Origin of the sequence: Nocardia mexicana NBRC 108244, from assembly GCF_001613165.1 — a bacterium.
GTDB classification, from domain to species: Bacteria; Actinomycetota; Actinomycetes; order Mycobacteriales; family Mycobacteriaceae; genus Nocardia; species Nocardia mexicana.
The window spans coordinates 51829-75944 of sequence record NZ_BDBV01000065.1 but is presented as its reverse complement, the minus strand read 5'-3'; the positions used below and the strand labels follow the sequence as shown (position 1 = coordinate 75944).

The following is a 24116-nucleotide window of genomic DNA, read 5'->3' as shown; positions in this document are numbered from 1 at the left end:
TCGTCCGTCCCGTCAGATGGCCATCGCCGCGCGGACGGACGCTTCGGCGCCCGCCCCGCCCGCGCCCGAGGAGGCGATCCGGCCCGATTGCAGCACGTAGTAGCGCCCGGCGGCCTCCAGCGCGAAGCCGATGTGCTGCTCCACCAGCAGCACGCTCAGACCACCGCGGCGCGTGAGTTCCATGACCGTGCGCTCGATTTCGGCGACCACCGACGGCTGGATGCCCTCCGTCGGCTCGTCGAGGATCAGCAGCTTGGGCTCCGTGACGAGAGCCCGCGCGATGGCCAGCTGCTGACGCTGACCCCCGGACAGCAGTCCGGCCTTGCGGTCGAGTAGTTCGCGCAGCGCCGGAAACAGGTCCAGCGCTTCATCGATCAGCGTCTTGCCTCGCTTGCGCCCGTCGGCGACGACCTGCAGATTCTCCGCGGCCGTCAGCTGGGGAAAGCACTGCTGTCCCTGCGGAACATAGGCCATCCCGCGCCGCACCCGCCGCGACGGTGAGAGCTTCGTGACCGTCTCGCCGTCGAAGCGGATCTGCCCGGATCGGACCGGCAGCAGCCCGACGGCGGCCCGCAGCAGGGTCGTCTTGCCGGCGCCGTTATGACCCATGACGGCGGCGACGCCCTCGTCCGGAACGGTCAGAGATACCCCGCGCACGACCTCGGTGCGGCCGTAACCGGCATGGACGTCAACGAGTTCCAGCATCGGCTGCCTCCTCGCCGTAGGTTGCGGCGGCGGCCGCGGTTCCCAGATAGACCTCCTGGACCTTCGGGTCGGCCTGCACCTGCTCGACCGTGCCCTCGCTGAGCACCCGGCCACCGGCGAGCACGGTCACGGAGGTCGCGAACGCTCGCATGAAATCCATATCGTGCTCGACGACGATGACGACACGATCGGACCCGATGCGCCGCAGCAGGTTTCCCGTTTCGTCGCGCTCCTCTGCGCTCATCCCGGCCACCGGTTCGTCGAGCAGCAGAACCGAGGCGTTCTGCACGAGCAGCATGCCGATCTCGAGCCATTGCTTCTGCCCGTGCGCGAGCACTCCGGCCGGCTGATCGCGCAACTCGGTCAAACCCGTGGTCTCCAAGGCGGATTCGATGATCGGCAGCACCTCTCGCCGCCGCCGCAGCAGGGTGAGCGGCGAGCGCCCGGAGCCCGCGGCGATATCGAGATTCTGCAGCACGGTGAGCTGTTGGAAGACGCTGGCGGTCTGAAAGGTGCGGCCGATGCCCAGCCGGGCGATCCGGTGAACCTTGCGGCCCAGCAGTTCCACGCCGGACTTCTGCGCCGAGCCGGTCGCGGGGACCAGGCCCGTGATCGCGTCGATCAGCGTGGTCTTGCCCGCGCCGTTGGGGCCGATCAGAAATCGGAGATCACCCTGCAGCACCGTCAGATCCACGTCCGACACCGCTTTGAATCCGTCGAAATCGACCGAGAGACCCATGATCTCGAGGTACTCGCTGTCCATTCCCCCGGTGCCGCCGAACTTCGGACCGGGGCTCGGTGCGCCCGCCGTGGTCGCGGCAGGCACCGATTCCGATTCGGCTCGGGCGACCGTCTCCTCCGGATGATTGCCGGTCATCGTGCCTCAACCTTTTTCTCTTCCACGGTGTCTCCCACCTCGGCCGGTGCCGGCGCCTCCGCCGTGGCCGGTCGCCGGAACCGCTCGGCCAATTCCCTTGCCATCGGCCATATTCCGGCCAGCCCGGCCGGGATGAATCCGACCACCACGATGAACAGCACGCCCTGCAGATAGGTCCACCCGGACGGGAAGTGCTCGGAGAACGTGGTTTGCGCCCATGCCACGCCGATCGCGCCGAGTACCGGCCCGAGCAGCGTGGTGCGGCCACCTATCGCGACGCCGATGAGGAAGACGATCGACGGCACGACGCCGATATCGGCCGGGGAGATGATGCCGACGATCGGAGTGAACAGCGCACCGGCGATGCCGGCGAAGAAGGCCGCCACCACGTACGCGACGATCTTGATATTGGCGGGATCGTAGCCGAGGAAGCGCACGCGTTCCTCCTGGTCACGCACCGCCACCAGCAACTCCCCGTATCGGCTGTGCATCAGCTGCCGCGCCACGGCGACGACCAGCAGCAGCGCGGCGGCCGCGATGAAGAACAGCATCCGCCGGTTCACCGGATCGTCGAGCCGGAAGCCGAAGAAGGCGCGGAAGTCGCTGAGCCCGGTGAAGCCGCCGATGGTCTGCTGTCCCGTGAGCAGGATGGCCAGCGCGGCGGTCAGCGCCTGCGACAGGATCGCGAAGTAGGCGCCCTTGACCCGTCGCTTGAAGACCCCGAACCCGAGCGCCGCGGCGAGCAGGGCGGGCAGCAGCAGAATGGCCAGGATCGCCACCGGAGCGGATGCGAAAGGCAGCCAGTACGAAGGTAATTCGGAGATCCCGGCGATCTGCATGAACTCCGGGACGTCCTGTTTCAGCCGTGCGGCGTCGGCCAGCTGCATATGCATCGCCATGATGTAGGCGCCGATTCCGAAGAACACGCCCTGGCCGAGGGTGAGCATTCCGCCTCGGCCCCAGGCCAATCCGATGCCGACCGCCACGATGGCGAAGCACAGGAACTTCGCCAGCAGGCCGAGCCGGAAATCGCTCAGGACGGCGGGGGCCACCGCGAACAGCAGCACGGCGGCGAGCGCGAAGCCGACCGGTGTGCGCAGCGCCGGACGCTGCAGGAGGCCGCTCATGCCAGGCTCCTCGTCCGGACCGTGAACAGCCCCTGCGGCCGCACCTGCAGGAAGACCACGATCAGCACGAACACGATCACCTTCGCCACGGATGCGGTGGTGGAGTACTCGATGAACGAATTCAGCAGTCCCAGTGCGAAAGCCGCCAGCACGGTGCCCTTGATCTGACCGAGCCCGCCGATCACGACGACCAGGAACGCGTCGACGAGATAGCTCTGTCCGATGGTCGGACTGGTCGATCCGATCAGCGTGAGCGCGACACCGGCCACGGCGGCCAGACCCGATCCGATGAAGAATGTGCCGACGTCGGTCGAACGGCTGGACACGCCACTGGTTTCGGCGAGGTCGCGGTTCTGCACGACGGCCCGGATGCGCCGCCCCAGCGGAGTCGTCTTCAGTGCGGCGGCCAGCACGACCACCGCGACGACGGCGAGCACCAGGATGAAGATGCGGGTCTTGGGCACCACGGTCCCGGCGATGGTGAGGCCGCCGGACAACCATTCGGGAACGACCACGTTCTTGGCCGGTGCGCCGAATATGTTGCGCGCCAATTGTTGCAGGATCAGTCCGACGCCGAAGGTCACCAGCAGGGTGTCCAGGGGTCGCTCGTACATCCAGCGGATCAGGCCCGCTTCCAGGGCGGCGCCCAGCAGGCCGCCGACCAGGAATCCCGCGAACAGCGACACGACGAGTGCCACACCCGTCGCGTGCACGACCTGCTGCACGACAAAGGTCGTGTAGCAGCCCGCCATGATGAATTCGCCGTGCGCCATATTGATCACGCCCATCTGACCGAAGGTCAACGACAGGCCCAGCGCCGCCAGCAGCAGAATGGATCCCAGGCTCAGGCCGGTGAACAGCTGGCCGATCGCCACTTCCATAGGGATTACCTCGATTTCGCTCGATCAGCCGGTGTGGTCCCGTCCGCCCGATACGCGGACGGGACCACACCGCCCCTCATCGATGGCCGTCTGCTACTTCAGGCCCTTGGCCCACTCGTAGGACTTCAGGTACGGGTCCGGCGCAATGGGCTTGCCGGAGTCCCACACTGTGTAGATCAGGCCGTCCGGGCGGATCTCGCCGATCCGCGCGGTCTTGGTGATGTGGTGGTTGGATCCGTCGACGGTCACGGTGCCCTCGGGAGCGTCGAAGCTGACGCCGTCGGCGGCGTTCTGCACATCGGTCACCGCGAACGACTTCGCCTTCTCGACCATGTTCTTCCACAGGAATATCGAGGTGTAGGCGGCCTCCATCGGATCGGAGGTGGGTTTGGCGGCGCCGAATACCGACTTGTAGGCGTCGACGAACGCCTTGTTCTGCGGGCTGTCGACTGTCTGGTAATAGTTCCAGGCGGTCAGCTGACCGGCGATGTTCTGCGGGCCGATGCCGGTGACCTCCTCCTCGGCGATAGATACCGAAACCACCGGCATGTCAGCGGCTTTGAGGCCCGCATTGGCGTATTCGCGGAAGAATGCCACGTTGGAGTCGCCGTTGAGGGTGTTGAATACCGCGCCCGCCTTGGCATTTCGCACCTTGTTGACGATTGTGGAGAAATCGGTGGAGCCCAGTGGCGCGTAGTCCTCGCCCTTGATCTCGATCCCGTTCGCCGCCGCGTAGGCCTTGATCTCGCGGTTGGCGGTCTGCGGGAACACGTAGTCGCTGCCGACCAGATACAGCGACTTGACGCCCTTCTGCTTCAAATAGTCCAGGGCGGGCAGGATCTGCTGATTGGTGGTGGCGCCCGTGTAGAAGATGTTCTTGCTGTCCTCCAGGCCCTCGTACTGCACCGGGTAGAACAGCAGCGAGTTCAGCGCCTCGAACTTGGGCTTCATCGCCTTGCGGCTGGCCGAGGTCCAGCCGCCGAAAACCGCTGCGACACAGTCGGAGCTGATCAGTTTCTCGGCCTTCTCGGCGAAGGTCTTCGGGTCCGACGCACCGTCCTCGGGCACTATCTGGATCTGCTTGCCCAGCACCCCGCCCGCGGCATTGACCTGGTCGACCGCCAGCTTGGTGGAGTTGGCGACGGTGACCTCGCTGATGGCCATAGTCCCGGTCAGCGAGTGCAGGGATCCGATCTTGATCGTGTCCTTGGAGGTGTCGACGCACGACGTTGCGGCCGAGCCGGTTTCGGCGTCGTCGCGGGCACCGCAGGCGGTCAGCAGCAGGGCCGACAGCGCGACTGCGGTCGGTGCGGCCACGATCCTGACCAGGCGGCGGGAGCGGTGACGACGAGTGTCACGAGAATCTGACATGGGCGGAACCCTTCTTACTTCATCAAGAGTGCGGCGACACCCGCGTTGTATACAGCGGCTGTATCCGTGCGCCGAAGAGTAAGTGGGAAGTGTTGCGCCCGAATATTTCCCGGTGACAACCGTGTTGCCGACGTTTCGGGAATGTGAATTTTGTCCGTTTCTAGATCAACTTCGCCCGGACTCGAATTATCGCAACACGTACGGCGAGATCGAGCTGCGATGCTCGCTGATATCGAGTGACTTGCCCAGCGGCGGGAAGGCCCGCTGTGGGCAGTTCGTGCGCTCGCAGACGCGGCAGCCCGCACCGATCGGGGTGGCCTGGGGATCGTTGAGATCCAGGCCGTCGGCGTAGACGACCCGGCCCGCGTGCCGCAGCTCGCAGCCGAGCCCGATGGCGAAGGTCTTGCTGGGCTCGCCGTAGCGGGTGGCCCGTCGCTCCACGGTGCGGGCGATCCACAGATACTTGCGGCCGTCGGGCATCTGGGCGATCTGGGTCATGATCCGCCCCGGATAGGCGAAGGTCTCGTACACGTTCCACAGCGGGCACGTGCCGCCGCTGGAGGAGAAGTGAAAACCGGTGGCGGACTGCCGTTTCGACATGTTTCCCGCGCGGTCGACGCGCACGAACGAGAACGGCACCCCGCGCAGCTTCGGCCGCTGCAGCGTCGAAAGCCGGTGGCACACGGTCTCGTAACTCTGGGTGAAGAAGGCCGACAGCCGCTCGATGTCGTACCGGAAGTTCTCGGCGACCTCGTGGAAATACGAATAGGGCAGCACCAGGGCGGCGGCAAAGTAGTTGGCCAGCCCGAGCTGTGCCAGCGTGCGAGAGTCGTCGGAGGCGAAATTGCCCTCCTCGACCAGCTTTTCGATCAGATCGCCGCATTCCAGATAACCCAGCTCGGCGGCGAGCTTGAACACCCGCTGGCCGCCCGACAGGTGCGGGGCGATCTCGAGCCGCCGGGCCTCGGTGTCGAATCGGTGCAGTACGCCCTCGCCGAGATCGATGCGCTCGACGATCTGCACACCGTGCGCGGTGGTGAGCCGACGGGCGATCTCGCGCTTGAGGTCGCCGCCGTGGAAACGCATCCGGGTGGCGAGTTCCTCTGCGGCGGTATCCAATTCGTGAATGTAGTTCTGCCGCTGATAGAAGAAGTCGCGCACCTCCTCGTGCGGGCGGGAGATGGCCCCGGAGCCGCTGCCGTCGGAGAAGCGGTCCTCGGTGGCGGCGGCCAGCTGGGCGGTGGTGTTGCGGAAGCGGCGGTGCATGTTGACCATCGCGCGGGCCAGGCTCGGATGCGCGGAGACCATATCGGCGATCTCCTGGGCGTCGGCCTCGATGCCGAGTTCCTGGTCCATCACCACTTCCTGCAGCTCGGCGATGAGCCGGGTGTCGTCCTGGGAGGAGAAGAAACCGGCGTCGACCCCGAACACCTCGCTGATGCGCAGCAGCACCGGTACGGTGAGCGGGCGCACATCGTGTTCGATCTGATTGAGGTAGCTCGCCGAGATCTCCAGCTTCTTGGCGAGCGAGACCTGGCTCAGCCCTCGTTCGGTGCGCAGCTGACGAAGCCGCGCCCCGACGTAAGTCTTGGCCATATGTCCAGTTTATGGCCGGTTTCGCAGGTCTGCAAACCTCTGATTAGCAAAACGTGCGAGCGATGTGTCACACCCCCGCGCTACCGTCGAACCCGTGCTGTTGTCGCAAGTCGTTGCGGCGTCGCAGGCCGTGCGGGCGACGTCGTCACGCAAGACCAAGATCGCCACGCTGGCCGAACTGCTGGGCTACGCCGGGCCGGACGAGCTCGCGCAGGTCGTGGCGTGGGTATCGGGGGATTTACTGCAGGGCCGGATCGGCACGGGTTGGCGCACGCTGGTCGCCATCGCGGTCGATCCCGCCGCCGAGCCGAGCCTGACCGTTCCGGCCGTGGACGCGGCGCTGAGCGAGCTGGCGGGTACCGGCGGGTCCGGTTCGGCGGCGCGGAGGCAGGAACTGCTGGAGGGTCTGCTGTCCGCGGCCACCGCCGAGGAGCGTGACTTCCTCGTGCGGCTGCTGACCGGCGAGCTGCGCCAGGGCGCCCTGACCGCGATCGTGGCCGAGGCGGTCGCGGTGGCGGCCGAGGTGCCTGTCGATCTGGTCCGTCGTGCGCATATGCTCTCCGGCCGCCTGCCGGTGACGGCCGCGGCGGCGATGACCGGCGGCGCACCGGCGCTGGCGGGGTTCCGGTTGGAGGTGGGCAGGCCGATTCAGCCCATGCTCGCCTCCCCGGGCGCCACGCTCGAAGAGGCCTTCACCGAATTCGGCGGCGATGTGAGCGTGGAGCACAAGCTGGACGGCGCGCGAATTCAGGTGCACCGCAAGGGGTCGCGCGTCTGGGTTTTCACGCGGACACTGCGCGACATCACGGGCAACGTGCCGGAGCTGGTGGAGCTCGTCACCGGGCTGGACTGCGAGAGCGTGGTCCTCGACGGGGAGACGCTGGCCCTCACGGATGCGGGGCGGCCGCGCCCGTTCCAGGAGACGATGAGCCGCTTCGCGATCACCCCCGACGCCGTTCGGCCCGGGGCGGATCCGGCGGTCAGCGAGGCCGCCGCGCTCGGCCAGGCCGTCCCCGCGGCGTCATCGACCCGCGAACTGCTGCTGCACCCGTACTTCTTCGACTGCCTGCATCTGGACGGCGCCGATCTGCTGGACGCGCCGCTCTCCGAGCGCCGTGCGGCGCTGGCGAAAGTAGCCGCCGCACACAGCATCCCGTCGCTGACCCATCCCGATGCCGAAGCGGCGGCGGCGTATTTCGACGGCGCGCTGGCCGCCGGGCACGAGGGCGTCGTGGTCAAGTCCCTGTCCGCGCCCTACGCCGCCGGGCGCCGGGGCAGGGCCTGGCAGAAGATCAAACCCACCCACACCCTGGATCTGCTCGTGCTCGGCGCCGAATGGGGTTACGGCCGCCGCACCGGCTACCTGTCGAACCTGCATCTGGGCGCGCGCGATCCCGACGGCGGCGATCCGGTGATGGTCGGCAAGACCTTCAAGGGCCTCACCGATGCGCTGCTGCGGTGGCAGACCTCGGAATTCCCCCGCCACGAGCGGGCGCGTGACGAGCACACCGTGTACCTGCGGCCGGAGCTGGTGGTCGAGATCGCGCTCGACGGGGTCCAGGTCAGCCCGCGCTATCCGGGCGGCGTCGCGCTGCGCTTCGCGCGGGTGGTCCGCTACCGGCCCGACAAGGAACCCGCCGAGGCCGACACCATCGATGCCGTCCGCGCGCTGCTGCCGGGGTCGGAGGCTGGACGGTCGGATCCGGCCGCTGCCGAGTGAAATGGTCGGCCCTGCGCACTCCTCATTCGACGGGTGCCGTCGGCGTGGGCCACGGCTCCGGATGTGAGCAGGCGCAGGGGTTGCGTTCCTCCACCGTGCTGAGGAGGAAGATAGCGATGGCCGCGACGACGATGATGACCACACCGATCGCCGCCCAGAGCCATCTTCGTATCCGCGATCGGGTCCCCCGCTGATTTCTCATGTAGTCCACTGTCCGGCTCGGCCCGTCGGCGAAGCCAGCGTGGAACTACTCGAGGCAGGAATGCCTGTGCATCAGCTCGGCATCTCGGTAGGCGGCACGCCGATCTCGAGATCAAGAACCAACCGGTAGGCATGCAAAGCTGATCGGGTGTGCCGCCTGGCGGTGGTGGAGCTGGGCGCACGCGGGCTGGTCGAGGAACGAACGGACAACCTGGCGGATGCGCTGCGGCGCGCTGGCACATCGGGGAGTGATCGGGACTTGGCAGGTAGGCAGCGGGTGGTCGCCCGGATGTGGACGGCGGCGGCCGTGACGGCGGTATCGGTACTGACTCCGGTCGTATTCGATACTGGCCGGTCGGTCGCGCGCGCCGACCTCCTGGAGAATCTGGTCAACCCGCCGCACGAACTCGCGTCCATCCTCCCGACCCCGCTGGACGACAAGTTCTACACACCGACTTCGGGGTTCGAAAAGAGCCGTCCGGGAACAGTTCTCGCGTCGCGCACGGTCCGGAACTGGTTTCCGACCCCGACGCGATCCACCGAACTGCTGCTCCGGTCCACCGATACCAAGGGCAGGCCGGTGCCGGTGACCGCGACGCTGCTGATGCCCCGGTCGCCGTGGCAGGGTGCCGGGCCCAGGCCGCTGATCTCCTACAACATTCCCATCTCCTCGCTCGGAAACAGCTGTACCCCTTCGCATCAGCTCAAGGAGGGCGTCCAGGCCGATCAGCTGTCGATCGGGCTGCTGCTCGCGCGCAACTACGCCGTGATCGTGCCCGACCATCAGGGGCCGCGGCAGGCGTACGCGGCCGGGCGGATGGGCGGTCATGCGGTCCTGGACGCGATACGAGCCGCGGTGCACCTCGGTATTCCTGCGCTGCAACCGAATTCGCCGATCGTGGTGTCGGGGTACTCCGGCGGCGCCGTGGCGACCGGTTGGGCGGCACAGCTGGCGTCCGAATACGCGCCGGAACTGAATCTGGCGGGCGCCCTGATCGGCGGCGTGCCCGCCGACTACGAGATGTTGCTGCGCACCATGAATGGCACCAACATCGCATCCGGGATATTCCTGGCGGCGACCCTCGGGCTCGCCAGGGAGTATCCCGAGCTGCTCTCGCTGCTCAACGACGACGGGTGGCGGTTGGCGCACGCATTCCGCGATATCTGCGTCGGCGGCGAGGCGGTGCTCGGCGTGGTCGCCTCGCTGAAGGTCGAGCAGCTCACCGACGTGCCCGATCCGAGTTCCCATCCGATGGTGCGAAAGATACTGGCGGACAACCGGCTCGGCGGGATCGCCCCGAAGGCGCCCACGTTGATCTACCACGGTGTCCACGAGTTCTGGATTCCCTTCGAGCAGGCCCAGAATCTGCATGCCGACTGGTGTCGGTCGGCAGCCCGCACGCGGCTCGACCCGCTACCCGGCGAGCACTTCACCGTCGGAGCCCTGGCCATCCCCGCCACCGGCGCATGGGTGGACGGCATGTTCGCCGGACAACTGGTCCCCCCGGGCTGCACCGAAGCGGGCCGCTGACCCTGCCAACCCACTCGGCACGAACTCCTACTTCATCCCGGCACCGAACCCCTAATTTGTTCCCGGCATGCTTTTGGCCGGGATTATCAGTCAGTTCTCAGCCGACGTTGCGGTTGCCGCCAAGGTTGCTGGGCAGACTCGGTGTTGACGGGGGACCGGCCATTATCCCGCTGCCGGCGGCGCTGAAGCTCGCGCCGCCGGCGGCAATTCTTCCGGGGTCAGTGGTCGTAGGAGTGGTGTCCGCTGAGGTTGGGTAGGCGGCACAGGCCGGCGGAGATCTCCGCGGCGAGATCGTCGTACGCGGCCGCCAGCTCCGACAGCCGCCGCGAGGCGTCGCGAACCATCCATTCGGGCGCGTCGGCCAGCGTGAAGTAGGACAGCGCGGAGAACTGGGCCAGCCGATCGATCACCGTGCCGACCGTCTCGGTGTGTAGGCGCACGCCGCCGCGTGCGCGCGGTAATTCCGTTGCGACCCAATGGTCTATGTCGTGCACCAGCTGGGCGCGATCTCTATCGATGCCGTGTGCGGCGGTCGGCGTCACGGCGAGCCGCTGCTCGTGCAGCTCGGCCAGCCGGCAGGCACAGCGCAGCACGAAGTGATCCTCGGCTGCGGTCCCGCGGCATGCCTCCAGGAGGCTGTGTTTGGGTGGGAGCGATTCCACGGCGCCATCTTGCACGCCGAATGTTTCCGATCAGCAACAACATTCGATGCCAGCCCGTGATCTTGTTCGCGGTACGGCGTCGACCGGCCCCCTGCCGCGCACGTCAGTTCCATTTTCCGCCGCACCACCCGAAAGCCGGTCGCGGCACGGACTTTTCGCTCGAGCGTGGCAGAAATCTCCGTCGTCATCCTGCCGCTGTGGCTACTGGGCGCCAATCGCCCGCTGATGCTCGTTCCGTCCGCAGGCCGAGGCGATCGGCGGTCCGGGGACGGCTGAACGGTTGCCTGTCGGTTGCGACACGATCGGATGTGGGGTTCGGTTGCTGCCGCGGCGGTTACGGTGGTCGCAGGCGATTCGGCCGATCATCCGGCGGTGAGGGGATCTGGTTGCTGCATCTGCGTGTGATCTGCCCCGGCGAGACGACGCCGGTGGTGCTCGCGCTGCTGGCGGCCGAGCGCGGTGCCACGCACGTGACCGTGACGCGGGGAGTGGCAGTCGAGCCCGCCGGCGACCTCGTCGAGGTCGACGTGGTGCGATCGGCGGCCGACCAGGTGCTCGACGGGCTGACCGCATTCGAGCTGCCGCACCGGGGAGCGATCACGTTCGAACCGGTCGATTCGATGCTGTCGGACGCCGGGCGGGACGCGGTCGACCGGGTCCGCGGCGGTCGCACCGACACCGTCGTGTGGCAGCAACTCGTGCCACAGGCGCGCCGCGATGCCGAGGCCAATCCGACCTTCTTCGCGTTCCTCACCATCGCCGTGCTGCTGGCCGCGGTGGGTGTGGCGACGGCGTCCCCGCTGACCATCGTGGGGGCGATGGTGGTCGGCCCCGAGTTCGGGCCGCTGTCGGCGCTGGCGATCGGACTCAACCGCCGCGACCGCGACCTGGTCCGCCGGGCGACAGGCGTACTCGCGCTGGCGTTTCCGGTGGCGATGCTGGTGACCGCGGCCGCGACCCTGCTCTGGCGGCACCTGGGCTGGATATCCACCGATGATGTCGACAACGCCCGAAGCTTCGACTTCATTTACGAGGTCGGCCCGTTCTCCCTGGTGGTTGCCCTGCTGGCGGGCGCGGCGGGCATGCTCGCGGTGGTGACCGCTCGGTCGGCCGCGCTGGTGGGTGTGTTCATCTCGGTGACCACGGTGCCCGCCGCCGGACTCGCCGCGGCCGCGGCGGTGGCCGGCAAGTGGCAGGTGACGGCGAGTTCGCTGGCGCAGCTGGTCGTCAACCTGGTCGGCATCGTCGCGGCCGGGGTGCTGGTCCTGGCGCTGCGGCCCGGGTCCAGCCGCGAGGACGGACCGCTCACTCGGGTGTTGCGCCGGATTCGTTCCGCCTGATCGCCTTCGCGAGGAGCGGGAATATCAGCACCGTCGTGGCGCCCGCCGCGACCAGCGCGGACGCCAGGTCCGCGCTCATCAGTTCGGCGCTCGTGGCGACCTGGGTGACCGCGACGATGATCGGCAGACCCGTCGCCGCGTACAGGGCCAGCTGAATGCGCTCGCGACCGTAGTCCAGGTTCGCGCCGTGCGGCACGAACCGCTCGCTGAACCACACCGGAATCCCGCGCGCCACGGCGATCGCCAGCACGAACACCACCCAGGTGAGCGGATTCCGTGCCACTGCGGCGGGGTCGATGCCCATGCCGGACACGACGAAGAAGATGGGGATCAGCACGCCGTAACCCACTGTCTCCAACGATGATTCGATGTGCGGATACTGCTCGGCGACGAGGCTGCGCAGGATCAGGCCGGCGGCGAACGCGCCCAGCACCACGTCGAGGTCGAATTCGTCCGCGACCGCCATCAGGGTCAGCAGGAGCAGGAAGACCACCCGCACCGGCAGCTGCGCCGTCCCGCCCTCCAGCGCGGTGACGACCCGGGTCAGGCGGGGGACTCGCTCGAACAGGCGCGTGGGAACCAGCCACACCAGCGCCGCCGCGGCCACGAACAACAGCAGCACGATCACCGCCGCCGCCGTGTTCCTACTGGTGAGCAGGACCGACATCGCGACGATAGGGCCCAGCTCACCGACCGCCCCGTGCGCGAGAACCGCACGGCCCAAGGGCTGTTCGAGCACTCCGTCCTGTTTCACGATCGGCAGCAGGGTGCCGAGCGCGGTCGAGGTGAGCGCGATCGCGACCGCCACCTGCGCGGTGAATCCGGCGTCCCGCGCCACCAGCCAGACCAGCACCCACGCCAGTACCAGGCACACCAGCCACGTCGACCACGCCACCCGCCCCGACTTGCCCCGCAGCAGCCGCGGATCCAGCTCGTAACCCGCCAGCAGGAACAACATTCCCAACCCGAGCTCGCTCAGCAGGTCGACGCCGCCCTCGCTGCCCGCCAGCCCGATCACATTGGGCCCGAACAGCATCCCCAGCACGAGCAGGATCACCACATCGGGCACGAACCCGCGCAGCGCCCGGGCGAGCAGGGGAGCGGCCGCGGCGGCCGCGGCGATCCAGAACAAGGACACGATCGCCGAGGGCGCCGCGTCAGCCGTCTGCTCCGCCGCCAGGAACACCCGGCCATAGTCGCACGGCAGCCACCCTGCCTCCCGGCACGACACAACTCATAGGCTCACCCGCCGGGCGCCGGGAGCTTGCAGCGGGCGTCGGCGGGCGGGGTCTTCAGATCGACCAGGTATCCGGCGACGGCCGTGTTCACACAGTCGCTGCTGCCGGACAGTGCGACGGTGTGCTGTTCGCCCTCGACGGTGAGCATGGTGCCGCCGAGCGCCTCGGCCAGGCTGATGCCGCCCTCGTAGGGGGTGGACGGGTCGCCGGTGGTCGAGATCGTCAGGGTTTCGGGCAGGCCCTCGATGCCGGTGGCGTAGGGATAGCCGAGAGTCGGTTCGGCGGGCCAGAACTCGCAGCCGTCGCGTGCGCCGCCCGCGCCGCGTCCGGCGTCGGTGTACGGGGCCGCCTCGTGGATCTTGCGTTTGAGATCGGTCTCCTGGTCGGGGGTGCGGCGCTGTTCGTCCATACAGTTGATCGCGTAGAGGGCCTCGTTGTAATTGCCGTAATGCCCGTCGGCGTCGCGTCCCGCGAAGGCGTCACTCAATGCGGTGAGGGTGTCACCCCGCCCCGCCTCGAGCTCGGCGATCCCCTTGGTGATCGCGGGCCAGACCGCGGAGTCGTACAGCCCGACGGTCACGGATCCGTAGGCCTCGTCGAAGCCCAACCGCCGCCCGTCGGCGGTGATCATGGGCCTGTCGAGCAATGGCCGGACGATGTTCTGGAATCTTTCGGTAGCTCTGCCCGGATCGTGGCCCAGGGGACAGTCGGGCCGGGTGGCGCAGTCGGCGGCCATCGCGTCGAAGGACCGCTGGAAACTGGCGAATTGTGAGATCCGTCGTTCGACGGTCCCGGCGCGCGGATCGATGGCGCCGTCGAAGACCATTGCCCGCACGTTCCGGGGAAACATCTCGGCGTAGACCGCGCCGAGCCGGGTGCCGTAGCTCTGGCCGAGGTAGGTCAGCTTCTCGTCGCCCAGTGCCGCCCGCAGGATGTCCATATCGCGGGCCGCGTCGCGGGTGCCGACGTGGGCGAGCACGTCCCGGCCGCCGGAGCGCTCGGCGCACCGGTCGACCAGCCTGCGGGTGTCCTGCTCGGTCCAGGTACCTGCTCCGACGGCGACCGTGGTCACGGCGTCGCCGGCTTCGGTTTCCGCATCGGTGAAGCAGTCGACGGCCGGCGTGGAGGCGCCGACCCCGCGGGGGTCGAAGCCGATGAGGTCGAACTTTTCGGTGACCGGGCTGGTCGCCCAGGTTTTCGAGGCGACGGCGGCCATGCTCATTCCGGGCCCGCCGGGTCCGCCGGGGTTGAGCAGCAGTGATCCGACCTTCTCGCCGCGCGCGGGCGCTTTGAGCAGTGCGATCTGCGCGGTCCGGCCCGCCGGGTCGCCGTAGTCCAGGGGCACTTCCACGCGTGCGCACTGGAACGCGGGGCTGCCGGAGAATGCCTTGTCGTCGGCGGCCGTCGTGGCATATCCCGCGCAGGGACCGAACGACAATTGCTGGTCGTAGAAGCGCTGCAGCTCCGGTGGCGGCTGATGGGGCCCCGAGGGAGCCGGTTGAGAGCAGGCGACGAACGCCGATGCGAACAGAAAGGCCGTGGCAGCCGTGGCCGCGCGGCGCAGGCTGAAGCGGCGCACGCCGGGAGAGCGCGCAGGCCGGGCGCGGTCCGCGTTCGCCTGGCTGTGGATGGAACTCCTCGTCATGGCCGTCACTCCTCCGGCACCGATTCCACGGCACGGGGTGTGCCGACTCGGGCGCCAGTCTCGGCTGTGCCGTAGCGGCATGGTCAAGTGTCGAGCTGACGGCGGCGAGTCGGTCCCGCGAGGGCTTCGCTCACACCAGGTCTACCCGTACCCCCGCCTCGCGAATTGCGGCCACTGCGGCCGGTTCTGCGGCGTTGTCGAGCACCAGGATGTCGATCTCCTCGATGGGGCAGATGCGGGCCAGGGCCGTCTGCTCCAGCTTCTCGGCGGTGGCCACCGCGATGACACGGGTTGCGCGGTGCGCCATTTCGGCGTTCACGCCCGCCTCGTCCAGGTGGCGGCACTGAGCGCCACCGGTGGCCGAGATCGCGTTGACGCCGAGAATGACCGTGTCCAAATGCAATTCGGCCAGGGCGCGTTCGGCCAGCGGACCGTGCAATTCGTAGGACTCGCGCCGGGCCATCCCGCCGAGGCAGATGGTGCGCAGCTGCGGTCGCAACACCATCTCGCTGGCGATGTTGAGCGCGTTGGTGACGATGGTCATCTGGTTGTCGGCCGAGGTCGGCAGGTCCGGGCGCCCGGCCAGCGCGCGGGCCACCGCCGTCGTGGTGGTGCCGCCGTTGAGACCCACCACCTCGGTCGGATCCACCAGTCCCGCAGCGTATTCGGCGACGCGCTGCTTGGCCGCATCGGCGCTGCGGTACCGGGCGGGCAGCTCGTAGGCGACCGACGTGGCGACGATGCCGCCGTGCGTGCGGGTGGCCAGTTGCTGATCGGCCAGCGCGGTGAAGTCGCGGCGGATGGTGGCGGGGGAGACGCCGAGTACCGCGGCGGCCTCCTCCACCGACAGCCGTCCGGTATCGGCCAGCAGTTCCAGCAGCCGGTTCCAGCGCTGGGACCGATCGGCCGCAGCGGTCATTTCACGCTACCGGCGGTAAGGCCGGCGACCAGGCGCTTCTCGATGAGCGCGAACAGGATGACAACGGGCACGATGCCGACCGTAGAGATGGCGAATACATATTGCCAAGCCGTGTCGTATTGCCCGATGAACTTCGTCAAGGCCACGGACAGCGGCTGGTTCTCGGGCGTGGTCAGGATCACCAGGCTGGCGGCGAATTCGTTCCAGCACGACACGAACGCGAAAATGGTCGCGGTGACGATGCCCGGCCACACCAGCGGCAGGCTCACCCGGGTCAGGATCTGCAGCCGGCTCAGTCCGTCCAGCTGTGCGGCCTCCTCGATCTCCACGGGTATCGACGCGAAGAAGCTGTGCAGGATCCACACCGCGAACGACAGGTTGAACGCCGCGTTCACCAGGATCATCGCCAGCCAGGTGTCGTTGATGCCGAGCGTGAAGAACTCCCGGATCAGGCCGGTCACCAGCACGGTCGGCTGCAGCATCTGCGTCACCAGCACCAGGCCCAGGAACGCGATCTTGCCCGGAAAGCGCCGCCGCGCCGTGTAGTACGCGGCGGGGATCGCCACCAGCAGCACCACCACGGTGGCGAATACCGAGATCACCACGGTGCTGACCATGTTGAACGACAGTGGAGTCTCGGGGGTGTTCCACATGCTGGAGTAGTTGCTCGGACTCCATTGCTCCGGCAGATATGTCGGCGGTATCCGCAGAATCTCCGAGCGTGGCTTGAGCGAGCCGAGCACCATCACGACGTACGGGATCAGGAAGATCGCCGCGATGACCATGCCGACGAGAGTCAGGTCCCAGCGACGCCGGGGTTTCTTCCCCGCCGTGGCAGGTGAAACCGGCGGTCCGGCAGGCGATTCGATGGTGCCCTCCGAGATGGTTGCTATGGGAGCAGACGCCCTCATCGCGCCTCCTCCCCGGCCGGGCGGATCAGCTTCACGTAGATCGCGATGATCACCACGATCAGCGCGAAGTTCAGCACGCTCATCGCGGCCGCCGTCGCGACCTCCTGGTTCTGCCGAATCAGCTTGAACGTCAACGTGGTCGTGGTGTCGGCGGAGAAGCCCGCGATGCTGCCGGTCAGCACCTGCAGGATCGGCAGCGAGTTGAAGACGTTGATGATGTTGATGACCGTCGCCACGGCGATCGCGGGCCGCAGCTGCGGCAGGGTCAGGTGCCGGTAGCGCTGCCAGACGCCCGCGCCGTCCACCCGGCCCGCCTCCTCGATCTCCGACGGAATCGCCTGCAGCCCGGCCAGAATCGTGTAGGTCGTGAACGGAATCGAGACGAACACCGCCACCCCGATCGCCACCAGGAACGCCGGACCCGCCTCCTTGGTGAAGCCGAAACCCCGGTCCAGCACGCCGATGTCGACCAGGAACCGGTTGGCGATGCCAACGTCGGGGTCCAGCATGTAGGCGAAGATCGTCGTCGTCATCACCACCGACGCCGCCCACGGCACCAGGATCGCCATGCGCACCGCGGTGCGGCCCGGGAAGTCCTTGTTCAGGAACTGTGCCAGGCCCGCCGACAGCACGAGCGTGATCACCACGACCGCCACCACCCACACCACCGTGTGCAGCAGTACGCTGCCCAACTCGTCTATCGCGAACAGTTTGCGGAAGTTCGCGAGCCCGGCCGGGCCGCGATCCTGTCCGTAGGCACTCAGATTGCGGGTGGACGTCCACAGCATGTAGCCCGCCGGGAACGCGACCACACCCGCGATCAGGATCAGCACCGGGCCGACCCACGGCAGCGCCCGGAGCGTTGCCGTGGACCGGGACCCGGATTTCACGGCGACGCCCCTCAACTCGCCGCCTGCTGAATCCTCTGCAGCACCGAGGCCGGGTCGGCGCCCTGCGCGACGGTGCCCATCTGCTGCCGGATGGCGCCCTGCGCGGCGCCCCACTTCGGATTGTTGCTCGGGTAGAACTTCGCCACGGGCAGCGTGGCGGAGAACGCCTTGACCACCGGATCCTCGGCCATTGCCTGGGTGCCGCCGGTGGTGATCGGGATGAAGTGCTCGCTCTGCACGAACTTGGAGTAGACGGGGGCGGAGTAGAAGTAGTCGAGGAACTTCTTGATCGCCTCGGTCTTCTTGCCGTCCTTCTTGAAGGCCATCAGGTGGTCGGCGACGCCGAGGGTCACCGGATCACCGGACTTGGTGGGGGAGGGCGCGGTCGCGTACTTCAGGCCCGGGTTCTTCTGGTCGATCATGCCGATCACCGGTGGCAGGCCCTCGATCATGCCGATCTTGCCCTGGATGAAGGAGTTGATGACGTCCTTGCGGTCTGTGGCTCCCGGATTCGGCTGTGTCACACCGGATTCCGCGACAGATTTCATTGCCTGCACGCCCTCGGTGTTGGCGGCGGTGTCGACGGTGATCTTGTCGCCGTCGCTCCAGTTTCCGCCCGCGCCGAAGGTCCAGATCGACGTCTCGCCCTGAGCCTCCTCACTGCCCAGCGGGAGGCCGTACCCGGAGACGCCGCCGCCGAGCGCTTGGATCTTCTTGGCCGCGTCGGTCAGCTCGGCCCAGGTCTTCGGGGGTGTGGCGACGCCCGCCCGGGCCAGTAGCTCGGTGTTGTAGAACAGTGTGCGCGTGGACGCGAACAGCGGTAGCGCCCACTGGGTTCCGCCGATCGACGCGTTCTTCGCGAAGCCGGGCTGAATGTCGGCGAGCACCGCGGGGGAGACGACCTCGGAAGCCGGGTAGAGCTGGCCGTCGGTGGCGAAGGTGGAGTAGGCGTCGATGTTGAGGAGGTCGGGGGTGGTCGATTTCGACTGGAGCTTGGTCCGCACCACGTCGTTGATCGAATCCCACGACTCCACCTGCACATTCACCTTGATATCCGGATTCTGCGCGTGGAAGTCGGCGGTGATCCGGTCCCAGGACGCCTTGGTGCCGTCGCTGTAGGACGCGGCCAGGAAGGACAGGGTGTTCGGGTCCGAGTCGTCGGAGGAGTTGCCACCGAACCCACAGGAGGACACCGCCAGGGCCAAGCCGGTGAACAGCGCTATCGACGAGAACGCGCCGCGGAGTGGACGTTTCACGAGTAGAACCTTTCCAAAGTGCACACCCGGCGATACGAACCGCGGATGATGAAGCGAACGATTCGATTGCACAGAGGTTAGCGCTAACGGTGATCGAATGTGACCGTTTCGATTGTAAAGTTGACATGAACGATCATCGGGCCGATCCTGGTGTCGTGCCGACCTCTGCCGAGCGAATCCCCGAAACCCACCTGGCCGCCGAGGTGGCCACCCAGCCCGACGACTGGACGCGCGCCGCGTCGATCGCCGCCGAACACTCCGCGCTGCTCCCGGCGCCGGGTGAGCGGGTGGCCGTCATCGGTTGTGGCACCTCGCTTTTCATGTCCCGCGCTTTTGCCGGTCTGCGCGAGTCCGCAGGCCAGGGGCTGACCGATGCCTGGCCCGCCGGTCAGGTCCCCGCCGGGCGCGACTACGACCGCTACCTGGTGATCTGCCGCTCCGGAACGACCACCGAGGTCGTGGATGCGATGCGCGCGCTCCCGGCGGGCGTGCCGCGCACCGTGATCTGTTCCAGCCCCGGGACCCCCGTGCTCGAACTGGGCGATCCGATCCTCATCGACACCGTCGACGAGCGGTCGGTCGTGCAGACCCGATTCGCGACGACGACGCTGGCGATCCTGCGCCGGCACCTGGGCGAGGACTTGGCCCCGGTGATCGCACAGGCCCGCGCGGTGCTGGCCGAGGACCTCGAGGAGTCGGTCGCGGGCGTGCGGCACGCCGAGCAGATCAGCTTCGTGGGCATGGGTTTCGCCGCCGCGCTGGCCGACGAGGCCGGGCTGAAGCTGCGCGAGTCCTGTCAGGCCTGGACCGAGGGCTACCTGGCCACCGAGTACCGGCACGGGCCGATCAGTATCGCCGCGCCCGGCCGGGCGGTATGGGCGTTCGGGCCGGTGATCGACGGCCTCGCCGACGACATCGCGGCCACCGGAGCGCATTTCGAACATCGCGCCATCGACCCGATGGCCGACCTGGTGCGGGTGCACCGGCTGTGTGTGCTGCGCGCCGCCGATCTGGGTCTGGATCCCGACCGGCCGCGCAGCCTGAACCGCTCGGTGATCCTCGAGTGACGGGCCGGGCGTGACCGCCGTCGAACCCCCGGATCTGGTGCTCGCCGTCGATGTCGGCGGGACCACGATCAAGGGCGAGATCACCGATGCGGCCGGGGCGGTGCTGGGTTCGGGCATCGTGGCGACCCCTTCCGGGGAGGCGGCGTTCGATGCCATGGGCGAACTCGGCGCGGGCCTGCTGGCCGAGCTGCCGCCGGTGCAGCGCGAACGGGTGGCCCGCGCGGCCGTGGTGCTGCCCGGCATCGTCGACCCGGCCCGCTCACTGGCCGTGTTCAGCAGCAATGTCGGCTGGCGTGATGTGAAGGTGGGCAGCCGCTTTCGCGACCGGTGGGAACTTCCGGTGCTGATCGAACACGATGTCGCCGTCGCGGGCTGGGCCGAATGGCGCTACGGCGCGGGCCGCGGTTGCGACGACGTGTGCGTCCTGATCCTCGGGACCGGCATCAGCGGCACGCTGTCGGTAGGCGGGCGGCTGGTGCGCGGCGCCGCCGGGCAGGCCGGTGAGTACGGCCACATCCCGGTGCGTCACCGCGACGGATTACGGTGCCCGTGCGGCAATATCGGCTGTGTGGAAACCGTAGCCTCCGGCGCCGCCATCGCCCGCGCCTACAGTGCCCGCACCGGGCGCGAGATCCCCGGCGCCGAAGCGGTTTTCGCCGCCCTGGACACCGACCCGGACGCCAGGGCCGTGTTCGACGACGCCGTGGACGCCCTCGCCGAGGGCTTGTTCGGCATAGTCCACGCCACCTGCCCCGAAATGGTCGTACTCGGCGGCGGCCTGGCCGGCGCCGGTGCGGTGCTCACCGAGACCCTGCAGGACCGGCTCGTCCAACTGCTGCGAATAGCCCCCGCTCCCCGAGTTGTGCTGGGACAGTTCGGCGCCCGAGCGGGCCTGGTCGGCGCGGCCCACTACGCCCGTGCGGGGGTGCTGGAATGAGGCGCGCCGCTCCTACAGTGCGCCCGTCGCGACCGCGGTGCAGTCCCCGCACGTCATTCCGGCGCACTCCCCGCACGTCATTCCGGCACGCTCTTGGCCGGAATCTCTGCTCGGAGGCGATAGATTCCGGCCAGAAGCATGTCGGGACGACGACTTGTCCTCCGGCGGAAACGGTGCCGTGCTGCCTGCTCGGGGAGGCGCGGTGAGCGAGGGCGCGGGGCTCCAGGTGCGCGGACGGATCGTATCGGCGTCGCACCTGATCGACGACGGTGTCGTGTCGATATGTGGCGAACAGATTGAGGCCGTCACGACATTGCCGGAATGGTCTGCGGCACACCGTGGTTCCGAGGTCCCGCCGTACCTCGGCACGATCGTGCCCGGGCTGGTGGACATTCACAATCACGGCGGATACGGGCATCGCTTCGATACCACCGACGTCGACGAGGCACGGGCCGCCGCCGAATTCCACCAGCGGCAGGGCGCGACCAGCGTGGTCGCGAGCGTCGTGACAGGTGCGCCGGACGATATGGTGGCGCAAACGGCCACATTGCGGACCCTGGCCGAGGACGGCACCGTCGCGGGCATTCACATCGAGGGTCCGTTCCTGTCCGAAGCGCGCTGTGGCGCACAGGATCCCAGGTATCTCACCGATCCCGATCCGGCGCTGATCGAGCGGTTGCTGGAGGCCGCGGGCGGTCATCTCCGCGTGATGACCCTGGCCCCGGAACGCCAGGGCTTCGACGCGGCCGCGAAATTGCTCGCCGAGCGTGGTGTCGTGGTGGCCCTCGGTCACAGCGATGCCGAGTACGCGGCCTTCCGGGCCGCCCTGGCGCCGAACGGGTTCGGCACCGTGGTTACCCATCTGGCCAACGGCATGCCGCCTCTGCATCACCGGTCGCCGGGCCCGGTCGCGGCCGGTCTGGTGGCCGCCGCGGAACAGCAGGCGGTCGTGGAGCTGATCGGCGACGGCGTGCACGTCGAACCCGGTTTCGGTGCACTGGTTTTCGCCACCGCGCCGGACCGGGTCGCGCTGATCACCGATGCCATGCAGGCCGCGGGACTGGCGGACGGCGAGTACCGGCTCGGCCCGCAGTCGGTGCGGGTGACGGGCGGGGTCGCGCGCGTCGCCACCGGGTCGATCGCGGGCGGCACCGCCACCCTGCGGCAATGCCTGCGCTGGGCGGTGCGCGAGTGCGGGGTGGCCCTGCCCGATGCGGTCCGAGCGGCGACAACCACCCCGGCCGCGGCGGTCGGCCTGGGCGATATCGGTGACCTGCGTCCGGGCCTGCGCGCCGACGCGATCGTCCTGGATTCGGACCTGGGGTTGCGCCGTGTGCTGCGCCGTGGACAGTGGTTGACGTGATCCTCACCGTGACGTTGAACCCCGCCTACGACATGACCTACCGCATGGAGCGGTTCGAGCGTGGCCGGGAGCATAGGGTGCTGTCGGTCGAGCAGCGGATCGGCGGCAAGGGGATCAACGTCACCCGCGTGCTGAACCAGCTCGGAAAATACTCCCGGGCAACGGGTTTCGCCGACCATATCTTCGCCGCCGCCGCCGAGCTGGAACTGCCGGTGGACTTCGTGCACGCGCTGCCGTGGGTACGGCGCACGGTCGTGATCAGCGAATCCGGCGACGGCACCGCGACCGCGCTCTGGGAGCCGGGCGCGCGGGTCGGCGACCCCTACGCCGTCGATCAGCTGCTGGTCCGGGTGGCGGGCCTGCTGCCGGATACCGGCGGCATGGTGGTGTCGGGCTCGCTGCCCGGCGGCGTCGGCGACTCGGTCCCGGCCCAGCTGGCTCGCACCGCGCTGGCGGCTGGCGTGCCCACCGTCTGCGATGTCGACGGGCGGGCGCTGCGGATGGCCGCCGAGGTGCCGGGCGTGGTGCTCATGCCCAACCGCGACGAACTGGAACGCCTCACCGGTGCGCCGGCGGCCACGGCCGAGCAGGTGGTGTCGGCGGTGCGGCCGCTGCTCGACCGCGGCGTGCGCGCGGTGATCGCCACCCGCGGCGCCGACGGCATGATCGCGGTCACCGGTTCCGGAGCCTGGTCGGCGGCGCTGCCCGAGCCGGTCTCCGGAAACCCCACGGGCGCAGGCGATGCCGCGGCCGCGGCGGTGATCGCCGCACTGGCCGCCGATTCGGAGCCGGACTGGCCCGCACTGCTCACCGACGCCGTGGCGACGTCGGCGGCCGCCGTGGTCATCCCCCTGGCCGGGGAGATCGACCGTACGCTGCGCGATCGGCTGACGCCCACGGTCGTCGTCACCGCCCTGTCCGATACCGCCCGGGAGACCGCCTCGTGACGCTGCACCCCGTGCCCGATCTGATCGCCGCCGCCCGGCCCGGCGGGCTGGCCGCCTTCAACGTGATCGCCCTGGAGCACGCCGAGGCCATCGCGGCCGCGGCTACCTTCGCGAAACGTCCTGCGATCCTGCAGATCTCGCAGAACACCGTGGGCTACCACGGCGGCGTCGCACCGCTGGCGCGCGCCTGCCTGGCGATCGCGGACCGGAGCCCCGCCCGGCTGGCCGTCCACCTGGACCATGCGACATCGCCCGAGCTGATCAGGGCCGCCGTCGATATCGGCGTCACCTCGGTGATGTACGACGGCTCCACCCTCGAGTACGCCGAAAATGTGGACAGCACAGCGGAAATGGCCCGGTGGTGTCATGAGCGGGGGGTGTTCGTGGAGGCCGAACTGGGCGAGGTCGGCGGCAAGGACGGCGCGCACGCGCCGGGCGTGCGGACCGACCCGGACGAGGCCGTCGCCTTCGTCGCCGCCACGGCGGTGGACGCGCTCGCGGTGGCGGTGGGTTCCTCACACGCCATGCATACCCGGGAGGCGCGCCTCGACGACGAGCTGATCGCTCGGCTGGCCGCGAAGGTGCCGGTCCCGCTGGTGCTGCACGGTTCCTCCGGCGTTCCGGACGAGGGCCTGCGCTCGGCGGTCCGGCACGGCATGACGAAGATCAACATTGCCACCCGGCTGAATATCGTGATGGCGCAGGCGGTCCGGGCGGCACTGGCCGCCGATCCGGCGTTGTCGGACCCCAGAAAATACCTGGGCCCCGGCCGGGAGGCGGTGCGGCAGGAGGTGCAGCGGCTGCTGCACGTGCTGGAATAGCCGCCCCGCGCGTTGCCTCGGGAGCGTATGGACTGCGCGGTACAGTTTTCGTCCAACCAGCCCCGCAGCCGAGAGGGGAGACCGATGTCCGAGGCTGGGCGCGATCCCGCA

At 68.5% G+C, this 24116-nt stretch carries 21 protein-coding genes; 8 read left to right on the top strand and 13 right to left on the bottom strand.

Translation table 11 applies throughout. From position 1 onward, the window contains the following. Positions 1 to 12: 12 nt before the first annotated feature. The 6 genes from urtE to ramB form a co-directional block, all read right to left on the bottom strand. On the bottom strand, positions 13 to 705 hold the full coding sequence (gene urtE, locus NM1_RS25070) for an urea ABC transporter ATP-binding subunit UrtE (protein WP_068024516.1): 693 nt from the start codon (positions 703 to 705) through the stop codon (positions 13 to 15). Then, positions 689 to 1468: an urea ABC transporter ATP-binding protein UrtD gene (urtD, locus tag NM1_RS25065; RefSeq protein WP_114699547.1), complete on the bottom strand. Its 780-nt coding sequence runs from the start codon at positions 1466 to 1468 to the stop codon at positions 689 to 691. Before urtD ends, urtE begins: the two co-directional genes overlap by 17 nt. A 110-nt stretch (positions 1469 to 1578) precedes the next feature. Continuing rightward, positions 1579 to 2709, bottom strand: a complete 1131-nt coding sequence (gene urtC / locus NM1_RS25060) for an urea ABC transporter permease subunit UrtC (protein WP_068024510.1) — start codon at positions 2707 to 2709, stop codon at positions 1579 to 1581. Beyond that, positions 2706 to 3590, bottom strand: a complete 885-nt coding sequence (gene urtB, locus NM1_RS25055) for an urea ABC transporter permease subunit UrtB (RefSeq protein ID WP_068024507.1) — start codon at positions 3588 to 3590, stop codon at positions 2706 to 2708. The genes urtC and urtB overlap by 4 nt, the downstream gene beginning before the upstream one ends. 93 nt (positions 3591 to 3683) lie before the next feature. Continuing rightward, complete coding sequence (gene urtA / locus NM1_RS25050; RefSeq protein WP_068024504.1) at positions 3684 to 4961, bottom strand: urea ABC transporter substrate-binding protein; 1278 nt, start codon at positions 4959 to 4961, stop codon at positions 3684 to 3686. A 186-nt stretch (positions 4962 to 5147) separates the two neighbouring features. Further along, complete coding sequence (gene ramB / locus NM1_RS25045) at positions 5148 to 6557, bottom strand: acetate metabolism transcriptional regulator RamB (RefSeq protein WP_068024501.1); 1410 nt, start codon at positions 6555 to 6557, stop codon at positions 5148 to 5150. Positions 6558 to 6651: 94 nt separating this feature from the next. Here ramB and NM1_RS25040 point away from each other — a divergent pair, with 94 nt between their 5' ends. Together NM1_RS25040 and NM1_RS25035 are read left to right on the top strand one after the other, a co-directional pair. Further along, positions 6652 to 8277, top strand: a complete 1626-nt coding sequence (locus NM1_RS25040; RefSeq protein ID WP_068024498.1) for an ATP-dependent DNA ligase — start codon at positions 6652 to 6654, stop codon at positions 8275 to 8277. 349 nt (positions 8278 to 8626) lie between these two features. Continuing rightward, a complete protein-coding gene (locus tag NM1_RS25035; protein ID WP_246011182.1) occupies positions 8627 to 10009 on the top strand; it encodes a lipase family protein in 1383 nt (460 codons plus the stop codon). 218 nt (positions 10010 to 10227) lie between these two features. On the opposite strand, the gene NM1_RS25030 is transcribed toward NM1_RS25035, so the two are convergent. Further along, complete coding sequence (locus NM1_RS25030; protein WP_068024495.1) at positions 10228 to 10671, bottom strand: DUF4254 domain-containing protein; 444 nt, start codon at positions 10669 to 10671, stop codon at positions 10228 to 10230. A gap of 386 nt (positions 10672 to 11057) precedes the next feature. On the opposite strand from NM1_RS25030, the gene NM1_RS25025 reads away from it, so the two are divergent. Then, complete coding sequence (locus NM1_RS25025; protein ID WP_068024492.1) at positions 11058 to 12011, top strand: DUF389 domain-containing protein; 954 nt, start codon at positions 11058 to 11060, stop codon at positions 12009 to 12011. Here NM1_RS25025 and NM1_RS25020 read toward each other — a convergent pair. The 6 genes from NM1_RS25020 to NM1_RS24995 form a co-directional block, all read right to left on the bottom strand. After that, a complete protein-coding gene (locus NM1_RS25020) occupies positions 11977 to 13197 on the bottom strand; it encodes a cation:proton antiporter (RefSeq protein ID WP_068024490.1) in 1221 nt (406 codons plus the stop codon). The two genes, NM1_RS25025 and NM1_RS25020, sit on opposite strands and share 35 nt — an antisense overlap. 56 nt (positions 13198 to 13253) lie before the next feature. Next, complete coding sequence (locus tag NM1_RS25015) at positions 13254 to 14894, bottom strand: alpha/beta hydrolase (protein ID WP_084520005.1); 1641 nt, start codon at positions 14892 to 14894, stop codon at positions 13254 to 13256. Positions 14895 to 15024: 130 nt separating this feature from the next. Then, positions 15025 to 15813 (bottom strand): DeoR/GlpR family DNA-binding transcription regulator, encoded by a 789-nt coding sequence (locus tag NM1_RS25010; RefSeq protein WP_068024488.1) that lies wholly within the window; start codon positions 15811 to 15813, stop codon positions 15025 to 15027. After that, positions 15810 to 16724 (bottom strand): carbohydrate ABC transporter permease, encoded by a 915-nt coding sequence (locus NM1_RS25005; protein WP_084520004.1) that lies wholly within the window; start codon positions 16722 to 16724, stop codon positions 15810 to 15812. The genes NM1_RS25010 and NM1_RS25005 overlap by 4 nt, the downstream gene beginning before the upstream one ends. Next, positions 16721 to 17614: a carbohydrate ABC transporter permease gene (locus NM1_RS25000; RefSeq protein WP_174556915.1), complete on the bottom strand. Its 894-nt coding sequence runs from the start codon at positions 17612 to 17614 to the stop codon at positions 16721 to 16723. The genes NM1_RS25005 and NM1_RS25000 overlap by 4 nt, the downstream gene beginning before the upstream one ends. Positions 17615 to 17625: 11 nt before the next feature. Beyond that, positions 17626 to 18870: an extracellular solute-binding protein gene (locus tag NM1_RS24995; protein WP_068024479.1), complete on the bottom strand. Its 1245-nt coding sequence runs from the start codon at positions 18868 to 18870 to the stop codon at positions 17626 to 17628. A gap of 125 nt (positions 18871 to 18995) precedes the next feature. Here NM1_RS24995 and NM1_RS24990 point away from each other — a divergent pair, with 125 nt between their 5' ends. The 5 genes from NM1_RS24990 to NM1_RS24970 all read left to right on the top strand — a co-directional run bounded on the left by NM1_RS24990 (position 18996) and on the right by NM1_RS24970 (position 24005). Continuing rightward, positions 18996 to 19937 carry an SIS domain-containing protein gene (locus tag NM1_RS24990; RefSeq protein WP_068024476.1) on the top strand — a complete coding sequence of 314 codons (942 nt, stop codon included), beginning with the start codon at positions 18996 to 18998 and terminating at the stop codon, positions 19935 to 19937. 10 nt (positions 19938 to 19947) lie between these two features. Next, a complete protein-coding gene (locus tag NM1_RS24985) occupies positions 19948 to 20874 on the top strand; it encodes an ROK family protein (RefSeq protein WP_084520003.1) in 927 nt (308 codons plus the stop codon). Positions 20875 to 21076: 202 nt separating this feature from the next. After that, complete coding sequence (nagA, locus tag NM1_RS24980; protein WP_068024474.1) at positions 21077 to 22237, top strand: N-acetylglucosamine-6-phosphate deacetylase; 1161 nt, start codon at positions 21077 to 21079, stop codon at positions 22235 to 22237. Beyond that, on the top strand, positions 22234 to 23184 hold the full coding sequence (locus tag NM1_RS24975; protein ID WP_084520011.1) for a hexose kinase: 951 nt from the start codon (positions 22234 to 22236) through the stop codon (positions 23182 to 23184). Before nagA ends, NM1_RS24975 begins: the two co-directional genes overlap by 4 nt. Next, the gene (locus tag NM1_RS24970; RefSeq protein ID WP_068024471.1) at positions 23181 to 24005 is read left to right on the top strand and encodes a class II fructose-bisphosphate aldolase; all 825 of its coding nucleotides are present in this window, start codon (positions 23181 to 23183) and stop codon (positions 24003 to 24005) included. Before NM1_RS24975 ends, NM1_RS24970 begins: the two co-directional genes overlap by 4 nt. The last annotated feature ends 111 nt before the right edge of the window (positions 24006 to 24116 follow it).